This window comes from Pseudoduganella sp. GW821-FHT12E03 (assembly GCF_058807115.1).
On the sequence record NZ_JBXAQJ010000015.1, the window covers coordinates 49,400 to 74,204 of the forward strand.

General features: G+C 58.5%; 26 protein-coding genes and 1 tRNA gene. 13 read left to right on the forward strand and 14 right to left on the reverse strand.

Going from position 1 to position 24,805, the window contains the following annotated elements:
• The first annotated feature begins 1 nt into the window (after nt 1).
• The 6 genes from AC1RRC_RS29495 (at nt 2) to AC1RRC_RS29520 (ending at nt 4,946) form a co-directional block, all read left to right on the forward strand.
• A complete protein-coding gene (locus AC1RRC_RS29495; RefSeq protein ID WP_493059274.1) occupies nt 2-1,414 on the forward strand; it encodes a cytochrome b in 1,413 nt (470 codons plus the stop codon).
• Between the two features lie 30 nt (nt 1,415-1,444).
• Nucleotides 1,445-2,212, forward strand: a complete 768-nt coding sequence (locus AC1RRC_RS29500) for a cytochrome c1 (RefSeq protein ID WP_493059275.1) — start codon at nt 1,445-1,447, stop codon at nt 2,210-2,212.
• A 125-nt stretch (nt 2,213-2,337) separates the two neighbouring features.
• Nucleotides 2,338-2,949, forward strand: coding sequence for a glutathione S-transferase N-terminal domain-containing protein (locus tag AC1RRC_RS29505; RefSeq protein ID WP_050409980.1), 612 nt, complete (start codon nt 2,338-2,340; stop codon nt 2,947-2,949).
• 4 nt (nt 2,950-2,953) lie between these two features.
• The gene (locus tag AC1RRC_RS29510) at nt 2,954-3,448 is read left to right on the forward strand and encodes a ClpXP protease specificity-enhancing factor (RefSeq protein WP_493059276.1); all 495 of its coding nucleotides are present in this window, start codon (nt 2,954-2,956) and stop codon (nt 3,446-3,448) included.
• A gap of 26 nt (nt 3,449-3,474) precedes the next feature.
• Nucleotides 3,475-3,550 (forward strand) — tRNA-Thr (locus tag AC1RRC_RS29515).
• A 178-nt stretch (nt 3,551-3,728) separates the two neighbouring features.
• Nucleotides 3,729-4,946, forward strand: a complete 1,218-nt coding sequence (locus tag AC1RRC_RS29520; protein WP_493059277.1) for a tyrosine-type recombinase/integrase — start codon at nt 3,729-3,731, stop codon at nt 4,944-4,946.
• 96 nt (nt 4,947-5,042) lie between these two features.
• Here AC1RRC_RS29520 and AC1RRC_RS29525 read toward each other — a convergent pair whose 3' ends face one another.
• A complete protein-coding gene (locus tag AC1RRC_RS29525) occupies nt 5,043-5,243 on the reverse strand; it encodes a helix-turn-helix transcriptional regulator (RefSeq protein WP_493059278.1) in 201 nt (66 codons plus the stop codon).
• Nucleotides 5,244-5,787: 544 nt separating this feature from the next.
• Between AC1RRC_RS29525 and AC1RRC_RS29530 the strand changes: the two genes are divergently transcribed.
• Entirely contained in the window at nt 5,788-7,314 is a 1,527-nt protein-coding gene (locus AC1RRC_RS29530) for a KAP family P-loop NTPase fold protein (protein WP_493059279.1), read from the forward strand.
• 257 nt (nt 7,315-7,571) lie between these two features.
• Here AC1RRC_RS29530 and AC1RRC_RS29535 read toward each other — a convergent pair whose 3' ends face one another.
• The 6 genes from AC1RRC_RS29535 to AC1RRC_RS29560 all read right to left on the reverse strand — a co-directional run bounded on the left by AC1RRC_RS29535 (nt 7,572) and on the right by AC1RRC_RS29560 (nt 12,723).
• On the reverse strand, nt 7,572-8,021 hold the full coding sequence (locus tag AC1RRC_RS29535) for a protein-export chaperone SecB (RefSeq protein WP_493059280.1): 450 nt from the start codon (nt 8,019-8,021) through the stop codon (nt 7,572-7,574).
• Nucleotides 8,022-8,029: 8 nt separating this feature from the next.
• Entirely contained in the window at nt 8,030-8,320 is a 291-nt protein-coding gene (locus AC1RRC_RS29540; protein ID WP_493059281.1) for a hypothetical protein, read from the reverse strand.
• The gene (locus tag AC1RRC_RS29545) at nt 8,317-8,883 is read right to left on the reverse strand and encodes a poly(ADP-ribose) polymerase family protein (protein ID WP_493059282.1); all 567 of its coding nucleotides are present in this window, start codon (nt 8,881-8,883) and stop codon (nt 8,317-8,319) included. The genes AC1RRC_RS29540 and AC1RRC_RS29545 overlap by 4 nt, the downstream gene beginning before the upstream one ends.
• Before the next feature lie 341 nt (nt 8,884-9,224).
• Nucleotides 9,225-9,695 (reverse strand): phage integrase N-terminal domain-containing protein, encoded by a 471-nt coding sequence (locus tag AC1RRC_RS29550; protein ID WP_493059283.1) that lies wholly within the window; start codon nt 9,693-9,695, stop codon nt 9,225-9,227.
• A gap of 1,393 nt (nt 9,696-11,088) precedes the next feature.
• Entirely contained in the window at nt 11,089-12,111 is a 1,023-nt protein-coding gene (locus tag AC1RRC_RS29555; protein ID WP_493059284.1) for a heparin lyase I family protein, read from the reverse strand.
• Between the two features lie 270 nt (nt 12,112-12,381).
• The gene (locus tag AC1RRC_RS29560) at nt 12,382-12,723 is read right to left on the reverse strand and encodes a hypothetical protein (protein ID WP_493059285.1); all 342 of its coding nucleotides are present in this window, start codon (nt 12,721-12,723) and stop codon (nt 12,382-12,384) included.
• Nucleotides 12,724-12,889: 166 nt separating this feature from the next.
• Here AC1RRC_RS29560 and AC1RRC_RS29565 point away from each other — a divergent pair, with 166 nt between their 5' ends.
• From AC1RRC_RS29565 to AC1RRC_RS29585, 5 genes are read left to right on the forward strand one after another with little or no spacing between them, the layout of a single operon-like run.
• A complete protein-coding gene (locus AC1RRC_RS29565; RefSeq protein ID WP_493059286.1) occupies nt 12,890-14,140 on the forward strand; it encodes a YaiO family outer membrane beta-barrel protein in 1,251 nt (416 codons plus the stop codon).
• Nucleotides 14,134-16,503, forward strand: a complete 2,370-nt coding sequence (locus AC1RRC_RS29570; protein ID WP_493059287.1) for an LTA synthase family protein — start codon at nt 14,134-14,136, stop codon at nt 16,501-16,503. Before AC1RRC_RS29565 ends, AC1RRC_RS29570 begins: the two co-directional genes overlap by 7 nt.
• Complete coding sequence (locus AC1RRC_RS29575; RefSeq protein ID WP_493059288.1) at nt 16,500-17,453, forward strand: hypothetical protein; 954 nt, start codon at nt 16,500-16,502, stop codon at nt 17,451-17,453. Before AC1RRC_RS29570 ends, AC1RRC_RS29575 begins: the two co-directional genes overlap by 4 nt.
• Before the next feature lie 5 nt (nt 17,454-17,458).
• Entirely contained in the window at nt 17,459-17,731 is a 273-nt protein-coding gene (locus AC1RRC_RS29580) for a hypothetical protein (protein WP_493059289.1), read from the forward strand.
• A gap of 47 nt (nt 17,732-17,778) precedes the next feature.
• The gene (locus AC1RRC_RS29585; protein WP_493059290.1) at nt 17,779-17,919 is read left to right on the forward strand and encodes a hypothetical protein; all 141 of its coding nucleotides are present in this window, start codon (nt 17,779-17,781) and stop codon (nt 17,917-17,919) included.
• A 57-nt stretch (nt 17,920-17,976) separates the two neighbouring features.
• On the opposite strand, the gene AC1RRC_RS29590 is transcribed toward AC1RRC_RS29585, so the two are convergent.
• The 7 genes from AC1RRC_RS29590 to AC1RRC_RS29620 form a co-directional block, all read right to left on the reverse strand.
• Nucleotides 17,977-19,728, reverse strand: coding sequence for a PglL family O-oligosaccharyltransferase (locus AC1RRC_RS29590; protein WP_493059291.1), 1,752 nt, complete (start codon nt 19,726-19,728; stop codon nt 17,977-17,979).
• A gap of 22 nt (nt 19,729-19,750) precedes the next feature.
• Nucleotides 19,751-20,914, reverse strand: a complete 1,164-nt coding sequence (locus AC1RRC_RS29595) for an RCC1 domain-containing protein (RefSeq protein ID WP_493059292.1) — start codon at nt 20,912-20,914, stop codon at nt 19,751-19,753.
• Between the two features lie 125 nt (nt 20,915-21,039).
• Nucleotides 21,040-22,059: an NAD(P)H-dependent glycerol-3-phosphate dehydrogenase gene (locus AC1RRC_RS29600; RefSeq protein WP_493059293.1), complete on the reverse strand. Its 1,020-nt coding sequence runs from the start codon at nt 22,057-22,059 to the stop codon at nt 21,040-21,042.
• 3 nt (nt 22,060-22,062) lie between these two features.
• Nucleotides 22,063-22,518 carry an SH3 domain-containing protein gene (locus tag AC1RRC_RS29605; protein ID WP_493059294.1) on the reverse strand — a complete coding sequence of 152 codons (456 nt, stop codon included), beginning with the start codon at nt 22,516-22,518 and terminating at the stop codon, nt 22,063-22,065.
• 96 nt (nt 22,519-22,614) lie between these two features.
• On the reverse strand, nt 22,615-23,106 hold the full coding sequence (gene secB / locus AC1RRC_RS29610) for a protein-export chaperone SecB (protein ID WP_154380544.1): 492 nt from the start codon (nt 23,104-23,106) through the stop codon (nt 22,615-22,617).
• Between the two features lie 122 nt (nt 23,107-23,228).
• Nucleotides 23,229-23,489: a glutaredoxin 3 gene (grxC, locus tag AC1RRC_RS29615; protein WP_493059295.1), complete on the reverse strand. Its 261-nt coding sequence runs from the start codon at nt 23,487-23,489 to the stop codon at nt 23,229-23,231.
• A 21-nt stretch (nt 23,490-23,510) separates the two neighbouring features.
• On the reverse strand, nt 23,511-23,912 hold the full coding sequence (locus AC1RRC_RS29620; RefSeq protein ID WP_493059386.1) for a rhodanese-like domain-containing protein: 402 nt from the start codon (nt 23,910-23,912) through the stop codon (nt 23,511-23,513).
• Nucleotides 23,913-24,004: 92 nt separating this feature from the next.
• On the opposite strand from AC1RRC_RS29620, the gene gpmA reads away from it, so the two are divergent.
• Entirely contained in the window at nt 24,005-24,751 is a 747-nt protein-coding gene (gene gpmA, locus AC1RRC_RS29625; RefSeq protein WP_493059296.1) for a 2,3-diphosphoglycerate-dependent phosphoglycerate mutase, read from the forward strand.
• The last annotated feature ends 54 nt before the right edge of the window (nt 24,752-24,805 follow it).

A 24,805-nucleotide genomic window follows, 5' to 3' on the forward strand; every position in this document is an offset into this window, starting at 1 on the left:
CATGGGCGCATTTAAAGAAACCAAGTTTCCTGCCAACGCGCCAGCCTCGCAAAAGGCCCTGGGCTGGGTCGACGACCGTTTTCCGCTGACCAAGCTGTGGAACGACCAGTGGGGCAAGTACTACGCCCCGAAAAACTTCAACTTCTGGTACATCTTCGGCTCGCTGGCCATGCTGGTGCTGGTGCTGCAGATCGTCACCGGGATCTTCCTGACCATGCACTACAAACCGGACGCCAACCTGGCCTTCGGTTCCGTCGAATACATCATGCGGGAAGTGCCGTGGGGCTGGCTGGTGCGCTACATGCACTCGACCGGCGCGTCCGCGTTCTTCATCATCGTGTACCTGCACATGACGCGCGGCCTGCTGTACGGTTCGTACCGCAAGCCACGTGAACTGATCTGGCTGTTCGGTTTCGCCATTTTCCTGTGCCTGATGGCGGAAGCCTTCTTCGGCTACCTGCTGCCATGGGGCCAGATGTCGTACTGGGGCGCCCAGGTGATCGTCAACCTGTTTGGCGCGATTCCCCTGATCGGCCCTGACCTGTCGCTGTGGATCCGCGGCGACTACGTGGTGTCCGACGCGACCCTGAACCGCTTCTTCGCGTTCCACGTGATCGCGATTCCGCTGGTACTGCTGGGCCTGGTGGCGGCGCACTTGATCGCACTGCACGAAGTGGGCTCGTCCAACCCGGACGGCATCGAAGTCAAGGAAAACCTGGGCCCGGACGGCCATCCGGTCGATTCGATTCCATCGCACCCGTACTACACCGTGCACGACCTGTTCGGCGTGTCGGTCTTCCTGCTGATCTTCTCGACGGTGGTGTTCTTTGCGCCGGAAATGGGTGGATATTTCCTGGAGTACAACAACTTCCTGCCGGGCGACTCGCTGAAGACCCCGCTGCACATCGCGCCAACCTGGTACTTCACGCCGTTCTACTCGGTGCTGCGCGCCACCACCGCCGACTTCATGTGGGTGCTGATGTTTGCCGTGGCCGCCTATGTGGCGTTCCTGTGGCTGAAGTCGCGCCTGTCGGGCATGGTCAAGACGGCCATCGCGGTCGGCGCGCTGGTGGCCATCATCGGCATGCTGCCTTCGGTGCTGGATGCGAAATTCTGGGGTGTGGTGTTCTTCGGTTCGTCGGTGGTGATCCTGGCCTTCCTGCCATGGCTGGACCACTCCAAGGTGAAATCGATCCGCTACCGTCCGGATTGGCATAAATATGTGTACATGCTGTTCGGCATCGCGTTCGTCGCGCTGGGCTACCTGGGTACCCAGGCGCCGAGCCCGGTGGGTACGGTCGTGTCGCAGATCTGCACCCTGTACTACTTTGCCTTCTTCCTGCTGATGCCGTGGTGGAGCGAAATGGGCCAGTTCAAACAGGTCCCATCCCGCGTTACTTACCACGCGCATTGATAGCCGATCATCGCTGAAGAGGACAAGTACATGAATTTTGCTAAAAAGTTAATTGCAATCCTGGCGCTGGTGGTCCCCGGACTGGCGCTGGCAAGTGAAGGCGGCCACCCGCTGGACAAGGCGCCGGATCGTTCGACCAACATGGCCGCCCTGCAAAATGGCGCCAAGTTGTTTGTGAACTACTGCCTGAACTGCCATAATGCGTCTTCGATGCGTTATAACCGGTTGAAGGACCTGGGTCTGACGGAAGAGCAGATCAAGGGTAACCTGTTGTTTACCGGTGAAAAAGTAGGCGAATTGATGACCACGGCGATGCCGGCCAAGGATGCCAAGGCCTGGTTCGGCGCGGTTCCGCCGGATTTGTCGGTGATTTCGCGCGCCAAGGCATCGTCCGCAGGCACAGGGGGCGACTACCTGTATACTTATCTGCGTACTTTCTACAAGGATGACAACCGCCCGAACGGCTGGAACAATCTGGTGCTGCAAAACGCGGCGATGCCGCACGTCCTGTGGGAATTGCAGGGTGTGCAGAACGCCAAGTTTGCAGAGGAAACGGATCCACACGATTCTTCCAAGAAAGTGCACAAATTCGTCGGTTTCGAGCAGGTCAAGCCCGGCACCATGAGCAAACTGGAGTACGACACTGCGGTGGCGGACCTGGTGGGCTACATGGAGTGGATGGCTGAACCTGCCCAGCAGACCCGCAAACGCCTGGGCGTTTGGGTCTTGTTGTTCCTGTCCTGCTTTGTGCTGCTGGCCTGGCGCCTGAACGCATCGTACTGGAAGGAAGTTAAATAAGAGTATGGCGGCCCGGCTTGTCCGGGCCTTCATTATGTTTTGCGCCGCCCGCGAGGCGGGCGCGCTCCTTGGGGTGAGCCGCTTTTGCGGCTACATCCCATTTTGTTTCTAAGGAACTACGAAAAATGATGGTTCTCTACTCGGGTACGACCTGCCCCTTCTCGCAACGCTGCCGCCTGGTCCTGTTTGAAAAAGGCATGGATTTCGAAGTGCGCGATGTGGACTTGTTCAACAAGCCGGAAGACATTTCGACCATGAATCCTTACGGCCAGGTACCGATCCTGGTTGAGCGCGAACTGATCCTGTACGAATCGAACATCATCAATGAATACATCGATGAGCGTTTCCCGCACCCGCAACTGATGCCGGCCGACCCGCTGATGCGCGCCCGCGCCCGCCTGATGCTGTTCAACTTCGAAAAAGAATTGTTCGTGCACGTGCACACGCTGGAATCCGAGCGTGCCAAGGCCAACGACAAGAGCCATGACAAGGCCCGTGCGGAAATCCGCGACCGCCTGACCACCCTGGCGCCGCTGTTCCTGAAGAACAAGTACATGCTGGGCGATGAATTCTCGATGCTGGACGTGGCGGTTGCTCCGCTGCTGTGGCGTCTGGATCACTACGGTATCGAACTGTCGAAAACCGCTGCACCGCTGATGAAATACGCCGAGCGTATCTTCTCGCGTCCAGCGTACATCGAAGCGCTGACCCCGTCTGAAAAGGTCATGCGCCGTTAATACCATGGCAGACATCTCCACCAAGCCCTACATGCTGCGCGCCATCTACGAGTGGTGCACCGACAGCGGCTATACGCCTTACCTGGCCGTGAAAGTCGATGCCGCCACCACGGTACCGATGGAATACGTGAAAAAGGGCGAAATTGTGCTCAACATCAGCTTTGGCGCCACTTCGGGGCTGAAGATGGACAATGACAGCATCCGTTTCCACGCCCGCTTCGGCGGCGTGTCGCGCGAAATTTTCGTGCCGGTGAATAACGTCATGGCCATCTATGCCAACGAAAACGGCCAAGGCATGGCGTTTGAGCCGCAATTGGGCCAGTTCGAGCCGTCCGCCCCGGCGGCGCCAGCACCATCGGCGCCGACCTTGGCGCCGGTACCGAGCCCGGTGCCGATGTCCGAGTCCCGTCTGACTGACACCGTCAGCCCGGACGCACCGGACGACGGCGGCGAACCGCCGAAAAAGGGCGGCCGTCCCACCCTGACCCGCATCAAATAGCGTATAATCCGCGCTGAAAAGTTTACGCCGGCTTAGCTCATTTGGTAGAGCAGTTGATTTGTAATCATCAGGTGGCCAGTTCGAAACCGGCAGCCGGCACCAAGTTACTGATGCAAGTAGTATCAGGCAGTATCGAAAACCCGCCACTCTCATAGGGAGCGCGGGTTTTTTGTTGTCTCCGGTGGTTCCACGGCGTAGCATGAAAGCGCATAGAAGTGGCGGTACTTGTGGCGGTATCTGGTTCGCGGCGTAAAACCGTATACCGCCAGCGGAGGCGACTATGGCACTGACTGATACGTTCGTCCGGCTGGTCAAGCCGGGCAAACCCGGCGGCGAAAAGCACACGGATGGGGCCGGTATGTACCTGCTTGTGAAGGAGACAGGGAAGTACTGGCGGATGAACTACCGTTTCCTTGGCAAGCGAAAGACCTTGGCACTCGGCGTGTATCCGGAGGTCTCGCTGGCCAACGCCCGCAGGCGGCGTGATGAGGCCCGCACATTGCTGGCCGAAGGCATCGATCCGAGCCTGGCAAAGCAGGAGCAGCGCCAGGCCAAGAGTGCCGCCGCCCTGCAAACCTTCGAAGTGGTAGCCAGGCAATGGATGGAGAAAATTGCACCGACCCGCACCGCCAGTACGCAAGAAAAGGTTCAGCGCTGGCTGGACCAGAATCTGATTCCCGTGATCGGGAAAAAGCCGATTGCCGAGATCAAACCGCGTGACGTACTGGCCGCCATGCAAAAAATGGAGGTGCGAGGTGCTGTCGAGTCTGCCCACCGGGTGAAACAGCTCTGCGGACAGATTTTCCGGTTCGCGGTGGCGCTCGATTTGGTGGAGCGCGACATCACCGTCGACTTGCGCGGCGCGCTCGCGCCGACGGTGCGGCGCAATTTCTCAGCCATCACGGAACCGAAGCAGGTGGGGGCGCTGATGCGCGCCATTTACGATTACCACGGCTTTCCTGCGGCCGTGGCGGCGCTCAAACTGGCTCCCTTGGTGTTCGTTCGCCCCGGTGAACTGCGGGCCGCCGAGTGGACGGAATTCGATCTGGACGCGGCAGAGTGGCGGATACCTGCGGCCAAGATGAAAATGAAGATCGAACACCTTGTGCCGCTCAGCAGGCAGGCCGTGGCCATCCTGCGCGATCTGTACCCGATCACCGGCGACGGACGGTATGTCTTCCCCAGCCTGCGCAGCAAGGCCTGCATGAGCGAGAACACCATCAATGCCGCCTTGCGCTACATGGGCTACAGCAAGGAAGTCATGACTGGCCACGGCTTTCGCGCCATGGCGAGAACCATTCTGGATGAAGTGCTGGGGGAACGTCCCGATCTGATCGAGCATCAGCTTGCCCATACGGTGCGAGATCCGCTGGGCCGGGCGTATAACCGCACGTCGCATCTGCCCGCCAGACGGGAAATGATGCAGCGGTGGGCGGATTATCTGGACAAGTTGCGGGTTGGGGCTGAGGTTATTCCGCTTCATGGCGGCAAAGGATAGCCAGAAGGGTAGAGAAGAAGGGGCCGGTCAGATGCACTGACCGGCCCCTTCCGTTTCTGGTTTCTGGAAATGGCGCCGGAAGACTGTCCAAGACGGTCAGCCGACGCCACGGCTGGCGTCAATGCAGCGCTGCTGCCATTGGGCGATTTCCGTCGCGTCCCAGGCTACGGACTTTGGCCCGATGGGAATCGGCGCTGGCAAGATGCCTGCCTTTACTTTTCGCCAGATGGTGGCGCGAGACCAGCTGGTGGCCTCGATCACCGCAGGCAAGCGGAGAAATTTTCTCGTGGTGTTCATGAGCGTTCCTTGAGTTTTGGAATTGCAAATGGAAAGACGAGGGGGTGCCGACTGTGTGTCCAGTCCGTGGCGGATCGATGAGGGGCGGTCCAGTTCACGCGTCAAGGCTTAAAGGCCGGATGGGCAAACGGGATCTACTCGACTTGGAAAGTCTGGTGTGCTGCGTTCCGGCGTTGCTGGTTTAAGCAGTAGCGTCTCGGGGCTTGCAAATCTGGGGGAATACTCATTAGGCTTTCCTACTTCTGCTGGGCCAGCTGCTGCCTTTGTAAGGTGAGGGGAGCGGGAATATATGTCAATCGGTATTCATTGAAATGCGGTGCACAGGCTTGTGAGAAGAGTTGAGGCGGGGAAGTCTTAACTGCGATGAAGTTTCGTTGGCCCTACTTATCATTCTTGCTGGTGGAAATGTACAAACCTTTCCAATTTGCAATCTGATATGCTGTGGTATTGACCTGACCAATCCGCAGCGGTCCTCCGACAATGTGAGGACGCATCGCGAATGGGAATACCGCTAGTTAGAACATGATTACCGAATGGGCGAACGATGACTGATAGTTCGAATAAACTCGATTTAATTTGGAAACATGACGTATTGGGTCGTCGTGGCGATGCCAATTACCTTCAGAAATATCTATCCGCTAGGTATGAGACAAATCCTGCAGAACCAGGTTTCGTATTAGCGGTAAATGCTGAATGGGGCTATGGTAAGTCATTTTTGCTTGAGCGCTGGAAGCAAGACGCAGAATTTCAAGGTCACCCAGCAATCTATTTCGATGCTTGGAAAAATGACTTCACACCAGACCCATTGCTTGCCTTTATTTCTGAACTTGAGGAGGGTTTAACCTCTCACTTTAAGAAAATACCAATTGCAAAGAGGGAAGCAAATAAAGCGTTAAATGTTTTGAAGAAGGTTATAAAGCCTGCAGCAGCTATCATCGCCACTACTGCATTAAAGCACGCTACTGGATTATCAATGGAAGGTATAAAAAATCTCATCGATGATGACGGACAAGCTGATGATGAGGAAGCTTCTGAAGCGAAAGTTTCAGAAGCTGCAAAGGAGGCATCGAAAGAAGCTTCAAAAAAGATAGCTGAGGCAATAAAAAAAGCCCTAGAGCCCCACAAGACCACTAAAGACGCAATCAAGTCATTTAAAGGAAATCTTGGGTTTCTAATAAAGCACTTAGAGACGGTTCAAGAAATTCGTCTTCCTATTCTAATTTTTGTTGACGAATTAGATCGTTGCCGCCCTGATTATGCAATTGAACTGCTGGAGGGAATTAAACATCTATTCGGCGTTCCTGGGGTAACCTTTGTGGTGGCAACCAATCTATCTCAATTAAGTGAGTCGACCAAGGCTGTTTATGGCAATGGTTTTGATGGACAGCGTTATCTCCAACGATTCTTTGATTTGCAGTACACCTTGTCGCTGCCCGACAATAATTCCTTCTCAAAATTGGTTCTTGAAAGAATAGGGAAATCTATTCCGTCAGATATAAACTTTATAGCATATGGCCTTGAGCATGATCCTATAGCGCACCCACCCAAAGAAACCCCATATAATCCTATCGATTATGTAACGTATGTCTTATCGGTACATGCTGACACATTTAACTTATCGCTAAGGGACGTTTCACAAATTGCGACTATGCTTGAAGCCTGTTTTATTACCTTGAAAAATGAGCGGGTACACATATTTTTCTTGGTGTTTTTGGCCGTTGTCTATAAATTGGATCCAATTGTTTTTAAAAGAATTTCTACACAAAAAACGCTGGACTATAAAAATGACTTTGCCTCTCTTTTGGCAAATGGAAAACCGGTCGACGTAGAGTTTAGCATTGTTGATGACTTCGGAAGGAGAAATGGGCCTAGCACCACAAGCATAATGGCGATTGCGGCAAAATATTTCGAATTTCTCGAAGTATCTAACTTCAACGATGCTACGGATCACTACTTCCCATTTTGTAATTTCAATCCTTCTGAGTATAGAAAGAAAAATGGAGATAGAAGATATATTGCCCCCTTTAACAAATATTTCTCAATCATAGAGCGAGCAGGTGGCTTTATATAAAGAAAGAGAGGGTGTATTTTTCTCAATACTGCGCGTGAAAGCGTAGTTTCTGATAAATTTGAAGCTGCTGATATTGGAAAATTTACTCTAAATATATATTTTAGGAGGGAGGTGCTGTTACGCGATGAGGTGGTGCTCGATTGGAATCATAGAATTTTACATGATTCTTCATGGTAGGCAGCAGGCAGCATCTAAGTTTGGAGTTGGTTTCGCCGTAAGGCAATACGCGATCAGCTAGGTAGAGATTTGTTCAACTATTATTTTGATGGAGTGGATAAGATAGAATCTGATGCGCCATCAGATTTTCTCTTTTCATCAAATATCTGTTGGAAATTGATAGGCGGAACGATCACTTGTTGGTATCCAGCATTTACGCAAATTGTTGAAACAAACGAGCGCAAGAAGGGATATGCAATTGCTGGGGCATTCACTTGAATAAATGTGTTTTTCAATGTTTCATCGGAAACTTCGAAATTATCTACATTTGGGTCGTTAATGGAAAATTCAGCAGCATAGTCCACGTCCAGCCAAGTATTATCTTGTACTTTTACCAGCAGTTCCAGTACGATGCAGACTATATTCCTCTCAACCTTCGATGCTACAATTTTTAGCGAAATTCCCTTTAAGTCATCAGGAACACCCAAGCGTTCCGCCGTTCCAAGTTGCAAGGAGTGTGCTTTAAAGGTTAATGGTTTAATCTGCAACATGGGAAGCCTTAAGCTGCAAGAGCATAGCTGTTATCATTGGCTACAATAGGTTCATTGGTTCCCCATAGTGAATCCATCGGGATTGATAATCCATAAGAAAGAGGAACATCCGCATCAACAGAAACTTCTTGGACGTAACTAACAGCTTCAACAGTAACGTCAAAGCTAACGTTTCTGTGTTTGCTGCTTGCAATATTGCGCTCGCATTCGATTCCGAAAGCATTAAGCTGAGCCTGTAATTCATCCACCGATAATTCATCGATAAGAGAATTGGCGAATTCAAAGAAATTTCCGTTCATTTCACTTCCCCAGTATCCACAATGGCAACATTGGCATCAAAGCCATTTTTTCTAACGCACAAGACGGTCGTATTGGGAACATTTAGCACTAACTGCAATTTACGCTCACGGGATGGCTTTATATAAAGGTTGTGCTTTACGGCCTGAACCTTCAATGTGTCCACTATGAAATTAAATAGCATGCAATTGTGTTCTAACTTGTTCTCGCTGATTATCTTAAAGTTAGTAAAGATTTTATCGAGCAACTTCTCTTTTATTAAATTGAAGTTACGCAATCCGTCTATGTTGCTTATATCTAAAATTCTATCTTCCTCTATTTTTATGTCAGCTTTAATAACTGCATAATGAGAGTAATCGAATATTTTTTTATATTTATTCCAAGATTGGGCTTTGGCCCATTCCTTTGCGTTATCAGATGGGTTGGAAATCCCATTTACAAAAAAATAGATCCCGTGCCCTAGCCATTCTGTTGCCTTAACACTTTCATTGAAGCCGTTCGCCACGATTTGTCCCGCTGCTTCGCGCGAGGTGCCATGAAAGGCTTCGATAAGGACTTCTGCCATTGACTATAATGCAACATCTGTTAGGGAGTCTGTCTGATAACCCACATTTCATTGTAGTTCGCACAGCATCGCTCTACATGTGATCTGGGTCACGAAGTGCCAAAAAAGCAACTAACTTGCCTTCTTAAGCAACATACTCTATGCACTTCCCATATGCAAATAATGTTACATAGAGTCAATGGCTTTAACACTCTCTATTGTCGTTGGTGTATTCAAGGCCCCAATAGGCTTTCTAAATCATTGTGTTTACTTGGAAACCTTATCTATGCAACTAGTAACTCATTGATTTCATGAGGTAAATAGCGACTATAGCATGGTTTGCGATTTCGGTTGTTTGCCCCTCAGCTAGCATCAGTGCGGCGCTGCTGCCATTGGGTAATTTCGTTTATGCAACCTAAATGCTGCCCGCTACTGCGCAGACATCCATGGATAGGGATTGGTGATGCGGCCAGCATGTCGGCGTCCAGCATCTTGGCCTTCGAGACATTGGTGACAAACACTCGCTCCGCGATCCCGTATTGACTGTTGGAGCGCGCAATGACGTTCTCCTTGCCGACCTTCTCGGTCCACCAGCGCAAGGCGCTCATGCGGTTTTTAAGCGTCCCGGTGCTAATGCCATCCTGTTTCCATTTGTTGAGCAGCGTCGCCACATGCTTCGGTTTCAGGCTGTCCGCATTCAGGTGCTGGAAGCCACGTTGCGCCAGGTCGTTCGCGCACAGATTTAATAAGCGCTCGCGGTCGGCCTGCGTCGCAAAGCTGCCATCGCGGTTGCGATGACACAGTTGCTTGAGCTGGTGCTTCAAGTTGCGCATGGCAAAGTCCTCCTTCCGATCTATGGGGTTAAACAAAACATCGATGCAGTGTGGTGTAGTCCAGTCAGGTGAGTGTTTCTGGCCACCCGTGCTGCCGCAGCAGGACAGGTTTGTAAAATGGCCCCGGGGCACCACCCCCGTGTATGCGGTTGCTGTTACTGCCTGCCCGCGCCGCATGCGCGTGTGGCACCGCTGCGCGTTCCCGGAGGGAACTGCCGCAGCGGGGACCAATTACCCAGGGTCCATGGAGTGCACCTCGTGCACGGATCAACTTCAACGAATCAGCCCGAAGCGGGCAAAGGACTTCGCATGGCTTGCATGCGAAGTGGGGCGCTTGGCCCCGTCACTGACCACCATCACGCGGAAAAATACCGCTTGCCGCCTGGGTTTAAGCCCCATGCGGCGCGTCGTCACTGGCAGCACGCCGCCAGTAACGACGCACGTGACCGTACCCATGACAACCACCTGAGGTGACGCCGCTATCGCACGGTGTGCGACGGTCGCGGCGGATCGGAAGCGCCTGCGTTGGCGGTGCATGCGCGAAGTGCTGGCGTCCAGCGATAACACTGCCGGAGGTGCTGGCCAGTCGCGCAGAATGCAACGCAGGGCTTTGTGCGGCCCGCAAACCACGAGGAGCGTGCGGGCCAATCGGTGCAAGGAGCTTGTCCTTGCCAAGTCGCGCCGCTAGGGCGCTGATCGGTAAAGCATGCCACCGGATTCCGGTGGCTTTTTCTAGTCGCTGGCCACGTTGCCGTGCAATGCCAGCTTTGTCGACTTACGAAAGCGCGTCTCAGCGCTCAATTATCAGGCAGGTGACGACTGCGACGCCTATGCCGAGAGGCATAGGGACATGCTCGATGCATGCCCTCGTGGGAGCGATTCCCACATGTGAGGGCTTCATTCTATGCCGTGTACCGGCGTTTGCAAGCAGTTCGGTTGGCAGGGTTGTTTTGCGGTGCACGGGATGCGCGCAGGCCACACATGCATGGCGGATTGCAATCCGCCCTACAGCTGGCAATCGTTGCCGGTGACAGCACTTTTTGTTTTGGCGGTATTTTTGGCGGTACTTTTCTTAAAAGGGAGCCAATCTAGCTCTGTAGTGTGGTTCCGGCAGCCCCGGCTTTTTACCCTCGCGACCAGCATCCCTTGAAAGCCGGCAACTTCACGTCATTTGTTGTAGGTAGACACGTACCCCAGCGTCGTCGTCGCTCCTTGTTGACGGTGCCACTTCTACGATTTGCTGTTTGCGGCGCCGTGCATCCTGTTGTCCGGCGGCGAAACCACGGTGACCGTGCGCGGCGGCGCCATCGTGGGCCGAAGCTCACCAACGTGTATGACTTCCGCGCCATTTTAGTGGCGCGGACCTGTTGACGCCATAACGTTCGCTTGGCTTTTATTTGCAGGGTAATGACGGCCTGAGCACCGCCAGCGTATTGAGTTCCGTATCGCCGCTCGTGCCCGTCACTGTGTCGGCGATGCGCAGCGTGTCCGCGTAGATGGTTTGACTCGGGAACAGCGGAACCCTGGCGGTAGGATCGTTGGGTTTGGCGGGATCCTGCTTGTTAGGGAACGTCCCGGGGAAGTAATAGCCCGCCTTCATGTAATTGCGGTGACCCGCATACGTATTGTAAGTATTCTTTCCACGATAAACCAGCTTCCGCTGCACGGGCGTATTCGGTGTTGCTGGATTCCATTTATCAAGCCAAATAGCTAATTCACCGTAGCCGTGTACGCCAAACCAGTTGGCTTTCACATAGAAGCAATACCAAGTGTTGACATCGAACTGGTCCAGGAATATGGTCTCTTCCTTGGCAAGCTCGCGTTTTGTAGTCTCCAGATTCCCGCGCAGAATGACCACCAGTTGTTTATCTCTTAGTCCCAATTGGACCGGCGGAGAATTTGGCGCAGCTTCCGTGTGCACCTGGATCAGGCTTGCAACTTCGGCCGCAATCGGCGTGTAACCGGGAGCAGAAGGCGTGGCGGGAGGGGGCGGTACCAATACGGCGCCGGCATACCATCGGGTTTTCACTGGGTCGCCAACAGTATTAGATGGAGTCAGCTCCCAGCGCGTTGAAATTTCCGCCCGCGTATTTTTAAAATCATCCAAAGGAGCGTAGGCTGTTAATTTGTAGACGTCCCGCCCATATAATGTCTCTTTTACGTACGTGTCTGACGTCGTTCGTGGGTGAAAGCTGTAATAGTCGTTGAAATAATGCTCAGAGCTATTGCGATTAAATTCTTTCGCAACCTGTATCCGTTCCTCAGGATTAGAATAATAAAGAGGATTATCGTATACTGGAGTGGGTGTCCGCAGTTCAAATTTTGTCAGCGGCCCAGCTACCGTTGTATCAATTTGCGCGTGGGAAACTTGGGTTGTTCCGAGTAATGCTATTGCCAATGGAAAATATTTTTGCATCGTCCGCTCCTGTCAAAGCGGCTAAATTTATCACAATAAAATATAAAATTATTAATATCAATTTGTAATGTTGGAATTTAATTAATATAATTTTTTGCATTTCCCGTAGCTAATGTTTGTTACTGTTTCTTCGCATTAACTTTGGGTATCATTGGGCTCCACCTTTTCGAAACTGACCAGCCCAGGCCCTGGAACGGATGCCCCCGGTCTAATCGAACACGTTGCCTGCCTTGCAGGCCCTTTTTCGGCTCTCTTCAGTGAATGCCGGCGTCAGTCTTCCACATATTCGCCAGCACCCCGCGGCGCCCCCTTGGCGACCGCCCGCCGCTCCAGCCATTCCCGCCCACCCGCATCAAGCGCCTTGGCAATGACCGCCGGCGGCAAGCTGTACACCGTGGCCCAGGTGGCGCGGCCATCGGCGGTATTGCCCGGGAAACTGCTGGTTTCAATCGGCCAGAGATACTTGCGCTTCAGGGTCTTGACGATGGCGGCGAGTGTGACGCGCCCGTGCAGCGGTTCGGCGCCGGTCTGATCGGCGTTCGACAGCAGCACGGCCAGCACGGCGCCCCTGGAAGTCAGCGGGCCGGGAAATTTGGGTGGTTTGCTTGGCATGGGCGCATTTTAGCCGGGACTGCGGTGATTCCCTCCTGAAAGCCACCAATCGCGCCACATCCCGCTGAAATACCGCCCAACCGTGCTCGCCTTGACGCTCCTTAAGCCCTCAGTTACCTTTTGTTCAAAACAATCGCATCCCAATCCACCTTCCCTGTGAGATTCCATGCTCCCAGTCTTCTACGCCCCCGTAGACCAAGCCCCGCCCGCGCAGGTGGCCGCCGCTCCTGCCGTTAGTTACGAACAGCAATTCGAACAAGCCCGCAATGCCGCCAATACCGGCCAGCCCGCCATGGCCATCGAGATCTACTCGAAGCTGCTGGCCGGCTCGCCAAACAACGTCGATGTGCTGTATGGCCGTGGCCTGGCGTATAGCCGCCTGCAGCAGTGGGAGCCGGCGGAAAAGGATTTCCTTGCCGCCACCCATGCCGCGCCAGGCTATGCCGATGTGTGGGCGTCGCTGGCGGATATCTATGTATGGACCGAACGCCCGGCGAAAGCGGTCGCGGTCTATGACAGGCTGATTGCGCTGAAACCCGATGATCCCGTGCTGTACGTGGCGCGCGCCAAAGCGTACCGCGACGCCAGCCAGCCCGGCCCGGCGCGGGCCGATCTCGACCGGGCCGCCGCGCTCAATGGCGACCCACAAGCCATTGCCGGCGTGCGTGACGCGATGCAGCCGAAAATCACGGCATTGGCGCTTGCCGCGCCGGGCGCGGTGGCGCCGGCCGGTTTTGACTGGCAAGCCAGCCTGTCCGGGGGCGTCACCGAAGTCGATCCGCGCGACCAGCGCTGGGCCGACCAGACCTTGGCCGTGCGCCGCTACTGGGAGCGCGGCTCGCTCGCATTTGAAACCCTGCGCGTGCACCGCTTCGATGACCACGATCTCGCCTGGGCGCTCGATGGCTACGCCAACCTGTGGAATGGCGCCTATGCCAATGTGCGCTACCAGCAGGCGCCGCAACAGCGGCTGTTCCCGCACCGGTCGTGGCGCGCGGAAGTGTGGCAAAGCGTGGGCGGCGGCTGGGAACTGTCGGCCAGCAATGACACCATGCTGTTCGCTTCGCGCGTCGATATTTATGGCGTCGGCATCGGTAAATACATTGGTAATTTTTACCTGCTGCTGCGCCACACCAATGTGCTGACTTCCTCATCGCACGGCGCCGGCGACCGCTTGCTGGGCCGTTATTACTACCGGGGCGATGGCGACAGCTATGTGGAATTGGCCCGCAGCCGTGGCCGCAGCGACGATACGCTGTCGCTGCTGGGCGGACGCACGCATTCCGGCGCCACCAGCATCAGCTGGGTCCATTACCTCACGCCGCGCTGGGGCGTTAAAGTGGGCGCCAGCTATTCGCGCGAATCCGGCGGCGGTTCAGAGAAGGGCGCATCGGCCGCCCTGTACCGGCGATGGTAGCCGCCGCCGAACCTGCGCCCGCCGGCGCGCCGCCGCAAGGCTTTGGCGCGGCGGCGGGTGCGTTCCTCGGTTATTTGCCCGGCCTGGTGCTGGCCATGGCGTGCCTGCGCCTGGCCGAATTGACGAGGGGTGTGCAGGCCGGTGCGTCATGGGGTGTGCTGGGTTCGGCCATCGTCCATGACGCCAGTGCGCTGCTGCGCTATGGCTTGCCGCTGTTGCTGCTGGCCTGGCCGTTCTTGCGTTCGCCGTCGCGCAAGGTACGGGTACTGGGCCTGGGAATCGGCTGGACCCTGCTGCTGTGGGGCCATGCGGCGCTGATCCACTATCACGCGTCGGCCGGCGTGCCGCTGGGCGCGGATTTGTTTGCCTATTCGTGGCAAGAAGTGCGCACCACGGCGGCGGGCGGTCCGTCACTGGGCGCGCCGTTGCTGGCCGGGTTGGCCGCTGCGCACCTGATGCTGTGGGGCTGGCTGGTGTTTCATGCGCGCAGCGGCAAGCCGCAAAGGCCCGCGCGGGCCGGGCTGGTGTTCGCGGGCTTGGCCGCCGCCAGCCTGTTGCTGATGCCGACCCGGCTCGACAACGTCTTGCCCGCCACCATCGGCGCCGCCACCCTGGCCGCCAACAAAACCGCATGGTTCCTGGACGATAACGTGCACCACAGCCGCACCCATGCCGCGCCCGCCAAGCCGGCGGCAGCGCCGTCCGTGGCGCAGCAGGCGGCCGATCCCGCGCTGCACCCCGATTATCCCTTCCTGCACAGCGAGCGCACGCCGGACACGCTGGGCCCGTATTTCACCGTCAACGCGGGCCACAAGCCCAACCTCGTGTTCATCATTGTCGAAGGCCTGGGCCGCAGTTTTTCCGGCCCGAATGCGCGCCTGGGCAGCTTTACGCCCTTCCTCGATGCACTGGCGCAGCGCAGCCTGTATTGGGAAAATTTCCTGTCGCCGCAGGGCCGCACGTTTGCCGTGTTGCCATCGGTCTTCGGTTCGCTGCCGTTTGGCCCAAACGGTTTTGCCGCATTGCCCGCACTGCCGTCGCACGCGTCGCTGCCCGGCGTGCTGAAGGCGCAGGGCTATCACGTCCGCTTTTATACCGGCTCCAATCTGGACTTCGACAATCAAGGCCAGTACCTGCGCAGCGCCGGTATCGATAAGCTGTTCAGCGAGCGCGATTACGGCGCCGCCTACCAGCGCAGCAATGACTGGGGGTATGCGGACCGGGCCCTGGTCGACTTCACCCTGGCGCGCGAGAAAAATGAAAAGCAGCGGCCATTCATTGCCATCCTGCAGACCAACAGCATGCATACGCCATTTGTCTTTCCCGGCCAGGATGGCTACCGCAAGAAGGCCGACGAGCGGCTGGCGCAACTGAACATCCCCGACGACCAGCGCGGGCCCTACCGCGCGCAGCGCGATATCTACGCCAGCATCCTGTACACCGACGATGCGCTGCGCCATTACTTCGAACAGGCGGCGCAATTGCCTGACCATGCGAACACGATTTACATCGTGACCGGCGACCACCGCTTGCCGGAAATCCCGATGGAAACGCGCATCGAGCGGTATCACGTGCCGCTGCTGGTCTGGTCGCCGCTGCTGAAAGCACCGCGGGCCATCAAGGCGGTGTCGTCGCAATTCGACCTGGCGCCGGCGCTGCTGGCCTTCTTGTCGCACCAGCATGGCATCCGCACCCCGGCCGCCGTCACGTGGCTCGGGGCGGGGCTCGACATGGACACCGCTTTCCGCAACCTGCATGCGCTGCCGCTGAAGCAGACCAAGACGGAATTGAGCGATTATGTGTCCGGCCCGCTGTACCTGGGCCAGGACCAGCTGTACACGCTGGCCGACAATATGCGCCTGGCCCCGATCGACGATGCGCAGGCAAGGGCGCAAGTGCGCGCGCAATTCGACACGTTTATCGCCAATAATGACGCGATGGCCCGCAGCGGCAAGCTGGCGCCGCCGGAATCGATGGCGCCGCAACTGTCGTTCCGCGCCGACGGACGTTCATTGCAAGCGGCGGCGGTGGCGTCCGGGCCGGGCGGTGTGGTGGTCGACAGCACGCACACCCGCCGCGATGGCGCGATGCTGCAAGTCGATGCGCGCTTTGCCAACCATGCGCCGGGCCGCTCCGCGCTCTTCGTGCCGTTGCTGGTGCTGACCGATGCGCAGGGGCGTGAACTCGGCGAAGCCTATGGCAAGGCCAGTACGCTCGACGGCAAACAAGACTTGCCCGTCACCTTGCACCTGAAAACCTCCGCGCTCAAGCCGGGCCAGTATTTCGTGTCGGTGATCCCGTCGCACCCGGATACCGGCAAGCCGGTCGGGACCGGCCAATACCACGTGCCGGTGCTACTGTGAAAGCGCTGGCCGCGGTCTTGCTGGCCTGCTGCCTGCTGCAGGCCGGCGCGGCGGAACCGGCGCCACAGGCGTTACCGGCGTTACCGGCGGCGCCGCGCGCGATCTGGACTTGGGAACCGGAATCGTATGCGATGCTGGAGCGGGAAGGCGAGGCGGAGGCCGCGGTGCGGTTCCTGCGGCAGCAACGGATCCGCACCGTTTACCTGTATGCGGACGCCTGGCAGGGACGCAACCTGATTGCCGACCAGCCGCAGTTATACCGGCGCCTGATCAAGCGCTTCCGGCAGGCCGATATCGCCACCTATGCGCTGCTGGGTTCCGCTTACCTGCACACCGAGCGCTACGTGCTGCCGTCGCACCGCAAGGAAGCGCTGGCGATGGTGCAGCGGGTGTTCGACTACAACGCCAGGGTGGCGCCGGACGAACGCTTTGACGGTATCAACCTCGACATCGAGCCGCACATCCTGCCGCAGTGGAGCAGCCAGCGGCTGGCGCTGCTGGGCGGCTTGCTGGACCTGAGCCGCGACATCATGGCCGCCAGGCGCCAATCCGGTCTGTCGCTGCCGATCGGCCCGGCCATTCCGTTCTGGCTCGATGGCATCGCGCTGGAGTGGCAGGGCAAGCGCAAGCCCGCCAGCGAACATGTGCAAGACTTGTACGATTACGTGGCGCTGATGGATTACCGCGACCACGCGCTGGGGCCGGACGGCATTGTCAGCCATGGCGCCGATGAAATCGCATATGCGAAAGCCATCGGCCGCACCGTGTGGCTGGGCGTGGAAACCTTGCCCAATGCATTGAAAAAAGTGTCGTTTGAACACTTGAATGAAGCGGACATGGAGCGTGAACTGGGCTTGGCCCAGCGCAGTTTCGAAGACAACAAGGCCTTTGGCGGATTTGTCATTCATCACTATGGCCAATACCAGCGCTGGCTGAAGGGCGTAAAATAAGCCGCATGCGCCTGTTCAAACACCTGTTGCTGATCGCCCTGTTCGTGCTGCACGCCGTTGCCGGCGCGGCGGCGTCCGTGCAGACTTGCTGCGGCGGCGGGATGGACGATTGCACCGTGGTGCAGTGCGCGGCCATGGGCTGCATGGCGCACCAGCCGCCGGCCCATGCGGCGGCGGCCATGCCGGCGTTGCCCGTGATGCGGCATCCGGCACCGCTTGGCGTGACCTCGGCAGGGGTGCCCGAACCGGTGCGGGACATCTGGTGTCCGCCCGACTGAAGTGGCGCGTTTTTTCGCCAACTTCATTTATTTACCAAGGACACATCATGAAAAACAAACTGATCAAACTTTCCGCCGCTGCCGCCTTGCTGGCCGTGGCATCCGCCGCCATGGCGTCCAGCATGGATTGCTGCGGCAGTATTGAATGCTGCCTGCGCATGCTGGCGGAATGCTGCGGCTGCTGCTGATAGCACGCTAGCGGACTAAGACAGGCCGGCCGTCCCATCGAGGGCGCCGGCCTGTTGTCATTGTGGGCGCGATAATTGGCGGCCATACGCCGCCAGCGCGCCATACACGGCGGGATCGGCGGCGGCCAGCATGTCGATGCGGGCCAGGTAGTCCGGCGCCGACAGCGGGTAAGCCAGGGTGGCGCGGCGCAACTGCACTTGCGCTTCCGCCAGGCGGCCTTCTTCGGCCAGCAGGGCGGCGTGGCGGAACGCCACTTCCTCGGTCGGGGCAAAGCGCAGCACCCGCTGATTCAGCGCGCGCCGCGCGGCCACCGGCGCATCGGCCGCCACGAACACCTCCGGCCCGATCAGTTCACTGAGTGGCGCCAGCAGCGAATAATGGCGCAAATGGTGCAGGGTGCGGGTGCGCAGCGCGAGGTCCGCCGCCGCCTCGCCTGGTTCGAATTGTTCCCGCAAGGCGGTATGGTCGCGCCCTGTCTTGACTGCGGTGAACAGCAGCGCCAGCAGCAGCACGATGGGGATCGCATTGGCGCGCAGCGGGCGGCCGGATGGGTCGGCGATGCCGGCAAACAGCGCGGCGATGCCCAGGAAATATGTGTAATGCAGTGGCTGCTCCAGCATCGAGTGGATCAGCAGGATGCCCAGCACGCCACAGATCAACAGGCGTTCCATGCTGCGCGGCTGGCGCCACACCCGGGCGCCCCACATCAGCGCGGGCACGGCCAGTGCCAGCACGCCGGGCAGGCCGGCCGCCGCCATCAATTGCAGCGGCAAATTGTGCGCATACTGGTCGATGGCAAAAGGCGCCGGCGCCGTCAGCTGGGTTTCCAGCTGCAATGCAAACCCATCGAATCCAATGCCCAGCCAGGGGTGCGCCATGCACATGCGCAGTGCGTGCTCCCAATAAAACATGCGGGGCCCGAAGGCTCCGTCCTGCGGCGAGACCAGCCGGGTTAATTGCGGCCCCAACCCCGTCGGCGTCACGCGGGCGGCCACCGCCAGCACAATCACGGCGGCCAGCATGACCAGCATGGCAATGCATAGCCAGCGGCGCAGGTGTTGCCAGCGGCCTGCCACCGGCGACAGCATGAAGCCCGCGCCCAGCAGCCACGCCAGGTACAGCAGCATGCTGCGCGACCCCGACAGCGCCAGTGCGGCCAGCAGCAAGGCGCTGGCGGCCAGCGTCCAGCGCAGCGCCAGCCGGCTTGTCAGCGCCAGGTAGGCGCAGGCCGCCAGCGCCAGCGCTTCGTAAGTGGCGAAATGGTTTTGCTGCGACAGGTTGCCAAACACGCCGTATTCGGCAACCGGCTGCGGCGTGCTGACCAGCCCTCCGAAGGCGGGCCACCAGCCGATATATTGCAGCAGGCCGAACACCGCGCTGACCGCGCCGCCAGCCAGCAGGGCCCAGGCCAGGCGCGCCAGCAGTGGCGCCGCGCCCATGCCGGCCGCCAGCGTGCGGCCGGCGATGGCCAGGCCGGCGGCCCACAGCAGGTACAGCGCCTGCAGGACGCCGCTGGCGCCATAGGCGAACGCGCCGCTGGCCAGTTGCAGCAGGGTGAGCGCGATCAGCGCCAGTGGCGCAACGGTGATGGCGGGAACCAGCAGGGGCGAGGCCGCAGGGCGCGGCAGCAGGAACAGCATGCCGAGCAGGCCGCACAGGGCGGCCAGCCATTCAGCATGGAAGGAAGTCAGTGGCAGGTCATGCCAGGGCTGCAGGAATGGCAGGCTGGCCATCAGGCCCAGCATGCCGCACGCCCAGCGTTCGCCGGGACGTGCTTCAGGGACTACGGGCAATGCCGGCGTTTGCATGGTGAAACACCGGCGCGCCGTCTTAGCGGTTGGCCGACTTGCCCAGGTTCAGGTTGCCGATACCGCCCGCGCCCACGGTTTGCACTGGCAGGTTGCTGCCGGACATGGTGTTGTTGCCCAGCTGGCCGGCCGAATTGCGGCCAAACGCATAGACCGCGCCATCACCGCGCAGCACGGCAACGTGGCCGGCGCCAATCGCCATCGACACGGCGTCGCTGATCGCGTTGACTTTTTTCGGCGCGAACGACACGGCCGTGGTGCCATCGCCCAACTGGCCGAAGGTGTTGTTACCCCAAGTCCAGACCGAACCGTTGTAGTGGACGATGCCGCTGTTGTACGCGCCGGCGGCGACCGAACGTACGCCGCTCATGCCGGCCACCGGGACGGGCAATCCTTTGATGGCCACTGGCACGTAATGGGCAGGGGCGGTGCCGCCCAGCTGGCCATAACTGTTGTTACCCCAGCCCCATACCGTGCCATCCTGTTTCAGCACCAGCACGTGCGCCATGCCGGCCGCAATCGATTTGGCATTGGTGATGCCAGGCACGGCGGCAGGATTGCCGGAGCGGCCCGTGGCGCCATTGCCCAGCTGGCCGAACAGGTTGACGCCCCAGGTCCAGACTTTGCCATCGGCCGCCAGCGCGACACTATAGTCCTGGCCCGCGGCAATGGATTTCACATTGCTCAAGCCGGCCACGATGGCCGGCGTCGTGGTGGCGGCGCCGCCACGGCCCCAGCCCCAGACGTTGCCGTTGGTCGCCAGCGCCAGCATGTGACCCTGGCCGGCGGCAATGGCTTTCACATTGCTCAAGCCGGTGACTGCGGTCACGCCGCGCGACGAAACCAGCCACACGGTACCATCCTGTTTCAGCACCAAATGGGTCAGGCCGCCCGACTTGATGGATTTCACATCGCTCAGGCCGCTAATTTTGACTGGCGTCAGCGCCGCCTGGCCCGCATCGTTGCGGCCCCAGACGTACACATCGCCTGTGGCGCCCAGGCCGGCGGTGCTTTCCAGGCCCGCCGACAGGCGGTTTTCATCGGCCAGCACTTCTGGCGTCAATGGCGCGGCGCCCTGTACTTTGCGCTCGGCACTGTCGGCGCCGCCACTGTTCATATTGCCGCCGCAAGCGCTCAGCGCCACCAGTGCCGTAACGCCGGCCGTTACCTCATACCATTTCGCCATGTGCCACCCAAACCGTAATTAAATTGCAATCTTTGTAAGATCGAGAATTGCGTATGTTACTAACGGTATTGTCGATGGTCAATAGAAATGTCCTTCTTATAAGTATATGAATGCGTGCCTGCGCGCTATTTGGCGGCGGCTTCACCGCGCGGGTCGCGCGCCAGCAGGCGCGCCACCATGGCTTGCGGCTGGTCGCCGTCGAACAGGACGCCGGCCACGGCATTGGTGATCGGCATGTCCACGCCGAGGCGCGCGGCGAGGTCGCGGACGGCTTTGGCGCAGGGCACGCCTTCGGCCACGTGGCCCAGTTCCCCGACCACGGTGTCCAGCGATTTGCCCTGGGCCAGGCCAAGGCCGACTTTCCGGTTGCGCGACAGGTCGCCGGTGCAGGTCAGGATCAAATCACCCATGCCGGTCAACCCCATGAAGGTTTCCGCCTGGCCGCCCAATGCCAGGCCCAAGCGCGTGATTTCCGCCAGGCCCCGGGTAATCAGCGCGGCGCGGGCATTGAGTCCCAGGCCCAGGCCGTCGGCCACGCCGGTGGCGATGGCCAGCACGTTTTTCACGGCGCCGCCGACCTCGACACCGGCCAGGTCCGGGGTCGAATACACGCGTAAATTGCCTCCGTGCACGATCGAAACAACTTTATTACGCAGATTTTCCGAGCTGGAAGCGATTGCCAGCGCACACGGCAAGCCGCGCGCGACTTCTTGCGCGAACGATGGGCCGGACAATGCGCCGCCCGCCACCGTGTCGCCGAGGACCGCTTGCACGATCTGGTGCGGCAGCAAGCCGGTTTCATATTCGAAACCTTTGCACAGCCACACGATGTTGGGAATGGCGCGCCCTTTTAATTGTTGCAGCAGGGGCCGCAGGCCTGCCACCGGACAGGCCGCGATCAGCAAGCCATCGTCGCCGGCGAAGGCGACGGCCGCTTCGAAATCCGTGGCAACGGTCAGGCCGGCAGGGAAGGGATGGCCGGATAAATATGCGAGGTTGTCGCGCGCGGCCGCCATTTCCTGCATGGCGGCGGTGTTGCGACCCCACAACATTACGTCATGGCGATGGGCCAGCGCGATGGCAACGGCCGTGCCCCATGCGCCGGCGCCCAGTACGCCGACACGTGTTTTTTTCTTGTCTTGCATGCGTCAAATGCCCCAGATGTCGCTGCTTTTCACATACCCGGTGACGCCGTCGCGATGGCGCACCTTGATCCAGCCGCCGGCGGCGACTTCCAGCAAGTCCAACAATACGCCCTTATCGGCAGTAAAGGACAGCGGGGCGTTGTCATCGGCGGTGGTGCGGACTTTGGTGGCCGCAGTCTTGATCACGACGGTGCGTTTCGGGCTCAGCGCGCGGGCTTCGGCCCAGCACAGATCGCCACCGGCATCGCGGACCTTGACCCATTCGCCATAGCTGAGCACGACTTCGAGCGGCATGCCGCGCGGCGCCACGAACAGTTTGGCGCCTTTGACCGAGGGCGCGTCGTACAGGATGGCTGGCGCCGCACCCACCGATTTGAAGTCCGCCGCATGGCTGGCGCCCGCGGCCAGCAACAGGGCGGCGCCGGCAATCAAACGGAAAAAGGTGGTGGTACGGCGCATACAGTGATCTCGAGGGCTGGTGAAAAAGACGTCCCAAAGCGCTCAAAGGCCGTTGCCGGCCTTTGAGGGGGTACTGCTATATTACTTTAAGTGCAATTAGTGCGCTGCACCATTGGCTTCCGGCGCGGCGGCGGCAGCGGTAGCGGCTTGCTGTTCAGCCAGCGCGGCCAGGCGCTGCTGGTAGAACACTTCGAAATTGATTTCCGCCAGGTGAACTGGTGGGAAGCCGGCGCGGGTGATCAGGTCGGCGATGTTGGCGCGCAGGTATGGATACACGATGTTCGGGCAACCGATGCCCAGCAGTGGATCCAGCTGTTCCGCAGGGATGTTGCGTGCTTCGAAGATACCGGCTTGCTTGCCTTCCACCAGGAAAGCGACTTTGTCTTTGACCTTCGCGGTCACGGTGATCGTCACGGTCGATTCGAAGATGCCGTCTGCCAGCGGCTCAGCGCCTACGTCCAGCGCCACTTCAATGGCCGGCGCTTCCTGTTCCAGGAAGATGGCTGGCGAGTTTGGCTGTTCCAGCGACATGTCTTTCAGGTAGACGCGTTGGATTTGGAATACGGGTTGCTTGATTTCTTCAGACATGGAACGCTTTCGTAGAGTGGAAAAGAGCGGCCTGGCCGCTCACGATGTCATGCGTTGCAGCGGCAGCGGATAGCTGCCGCTCAAATGCGCTGGCAATTGTAGCAAAACCAATATGGGACGGGTCAGCCTTTTAACAAGGGGTCGAGGCCGCCGGCCTGGTCCAGCGCGTACAAGTCATCGAAGCCGCCAACGTGGGTGTCGCCGATATAAATCTGCGGCACGGTGCGGCGGCCGGTCTTTTGCATCATCAGCATGCGCTGTTCCGGATCGAGGTCGACGCGGATCTTTTCAATGGTATCGACGCCTTTGGCGACCAGCAGGCGTTCGGCACGGACGCAATACGGGCACACGGCGGTGCTGTACATGGTGACATGGGCGGTCATAGCAATTCCTTTACTTAGCCGTTATTTAGCCAATGGCAGCCCGGCGGTAGACCAGGCGGCCTGGCCGCCCTCGAGGACGACCACGTTTTCGTATCCAGCCTTTTCCAGGGTCTTGGCGGCGCCGAATGCGCGCGAACCTTGCTGGCAAACGACGACGATGGTGCGGTTCTTGAATTTTTCCAGCTCGCCCGTGCGGTTCGCCAGTTCGCCTGCCGGAATGTTTTTCGCGTCAGGCAAGTGGCCGGCCGTGAAAGCGGCGGCATCCCTGATATCCACAATGATGGCCTTGGCCCGGTTTATCAAGAGCGTGACTTCTTGCGGAGACGCTTTTTTGCCCCGTTGCGTGAGGACTGGCCACAGCAGCGCGCCGCCGGAAAGGACGGCGATGCCGATGAGAAAGATTTGGTCGATAAGGAATTTCACGGTGTTCCAATGGTTTAAGGATATCCGCGCATTATAAAATAGAAGCTTGAACACCACTTCAGCAGCTTTTTTCACACTTGATAGACAGAGCTATGTACAAAATTGTTTTCATGCGTCACGGCGAATCCACCTGGAACCTCGAAAACCGCTTCACCGGTTGGACCGATGTTGATCTGACAGAAAAGGGCGTGGCGGAAGCCAAAGCCGCCGGTAAAGTATTGAAGGACGAGGGCTTTACGTTCGACCTGGCGTACACGTCCGTGCTGAAGCGCGCGATCCGCACGCTGTGGCTGTCCCTGGACGAAATGGACATGATGTACCTGCCGATCAAGCATGACTGGCGCCTGAATGAACGCCACTATGGCAGCCTGCAGGGCCTGGACAAGGCGGAAACCGCCGCGAAATATGGCGACGAGCAAGTATTGGTATGGCGCCGCAGCTATGACACCCCGCCGCCGGCGCTGGCCGACAACGATGACCGCACGTCGTTCAACGATCCTCGCTATGCCGGCTTGCCGAAAGCCGCGATCCCGCTGACTGAATGCCTGAAAGACACCGTGGCCCGCGTGATGCCGGCCTGGGATGAAGAAATCGCTCCGGCCATCCGCGCCGGCAAGAAAATTATCATTTCCGCCCACGGCAACAGCCTGCGCGCACTGATCAAGATGCTCGACGGCATCAGCGACAGCGATATCGTTGGCCTGAACATCCCGAACGGCCAGCCGCTGGTCTATGAACTGGATGCCGACCTGAAACCAATCCGCCATTACTACCTGGGCGACCCGGCAGCGATCGCCGCCGCCCAGGCTGCCGTGGCGAACCAGGGTAAGGCCAAGTAATCCCTGATGTCGTGGTCTTCGAATTTCCGCCGCCTCATGTTGACGCGGCGGACG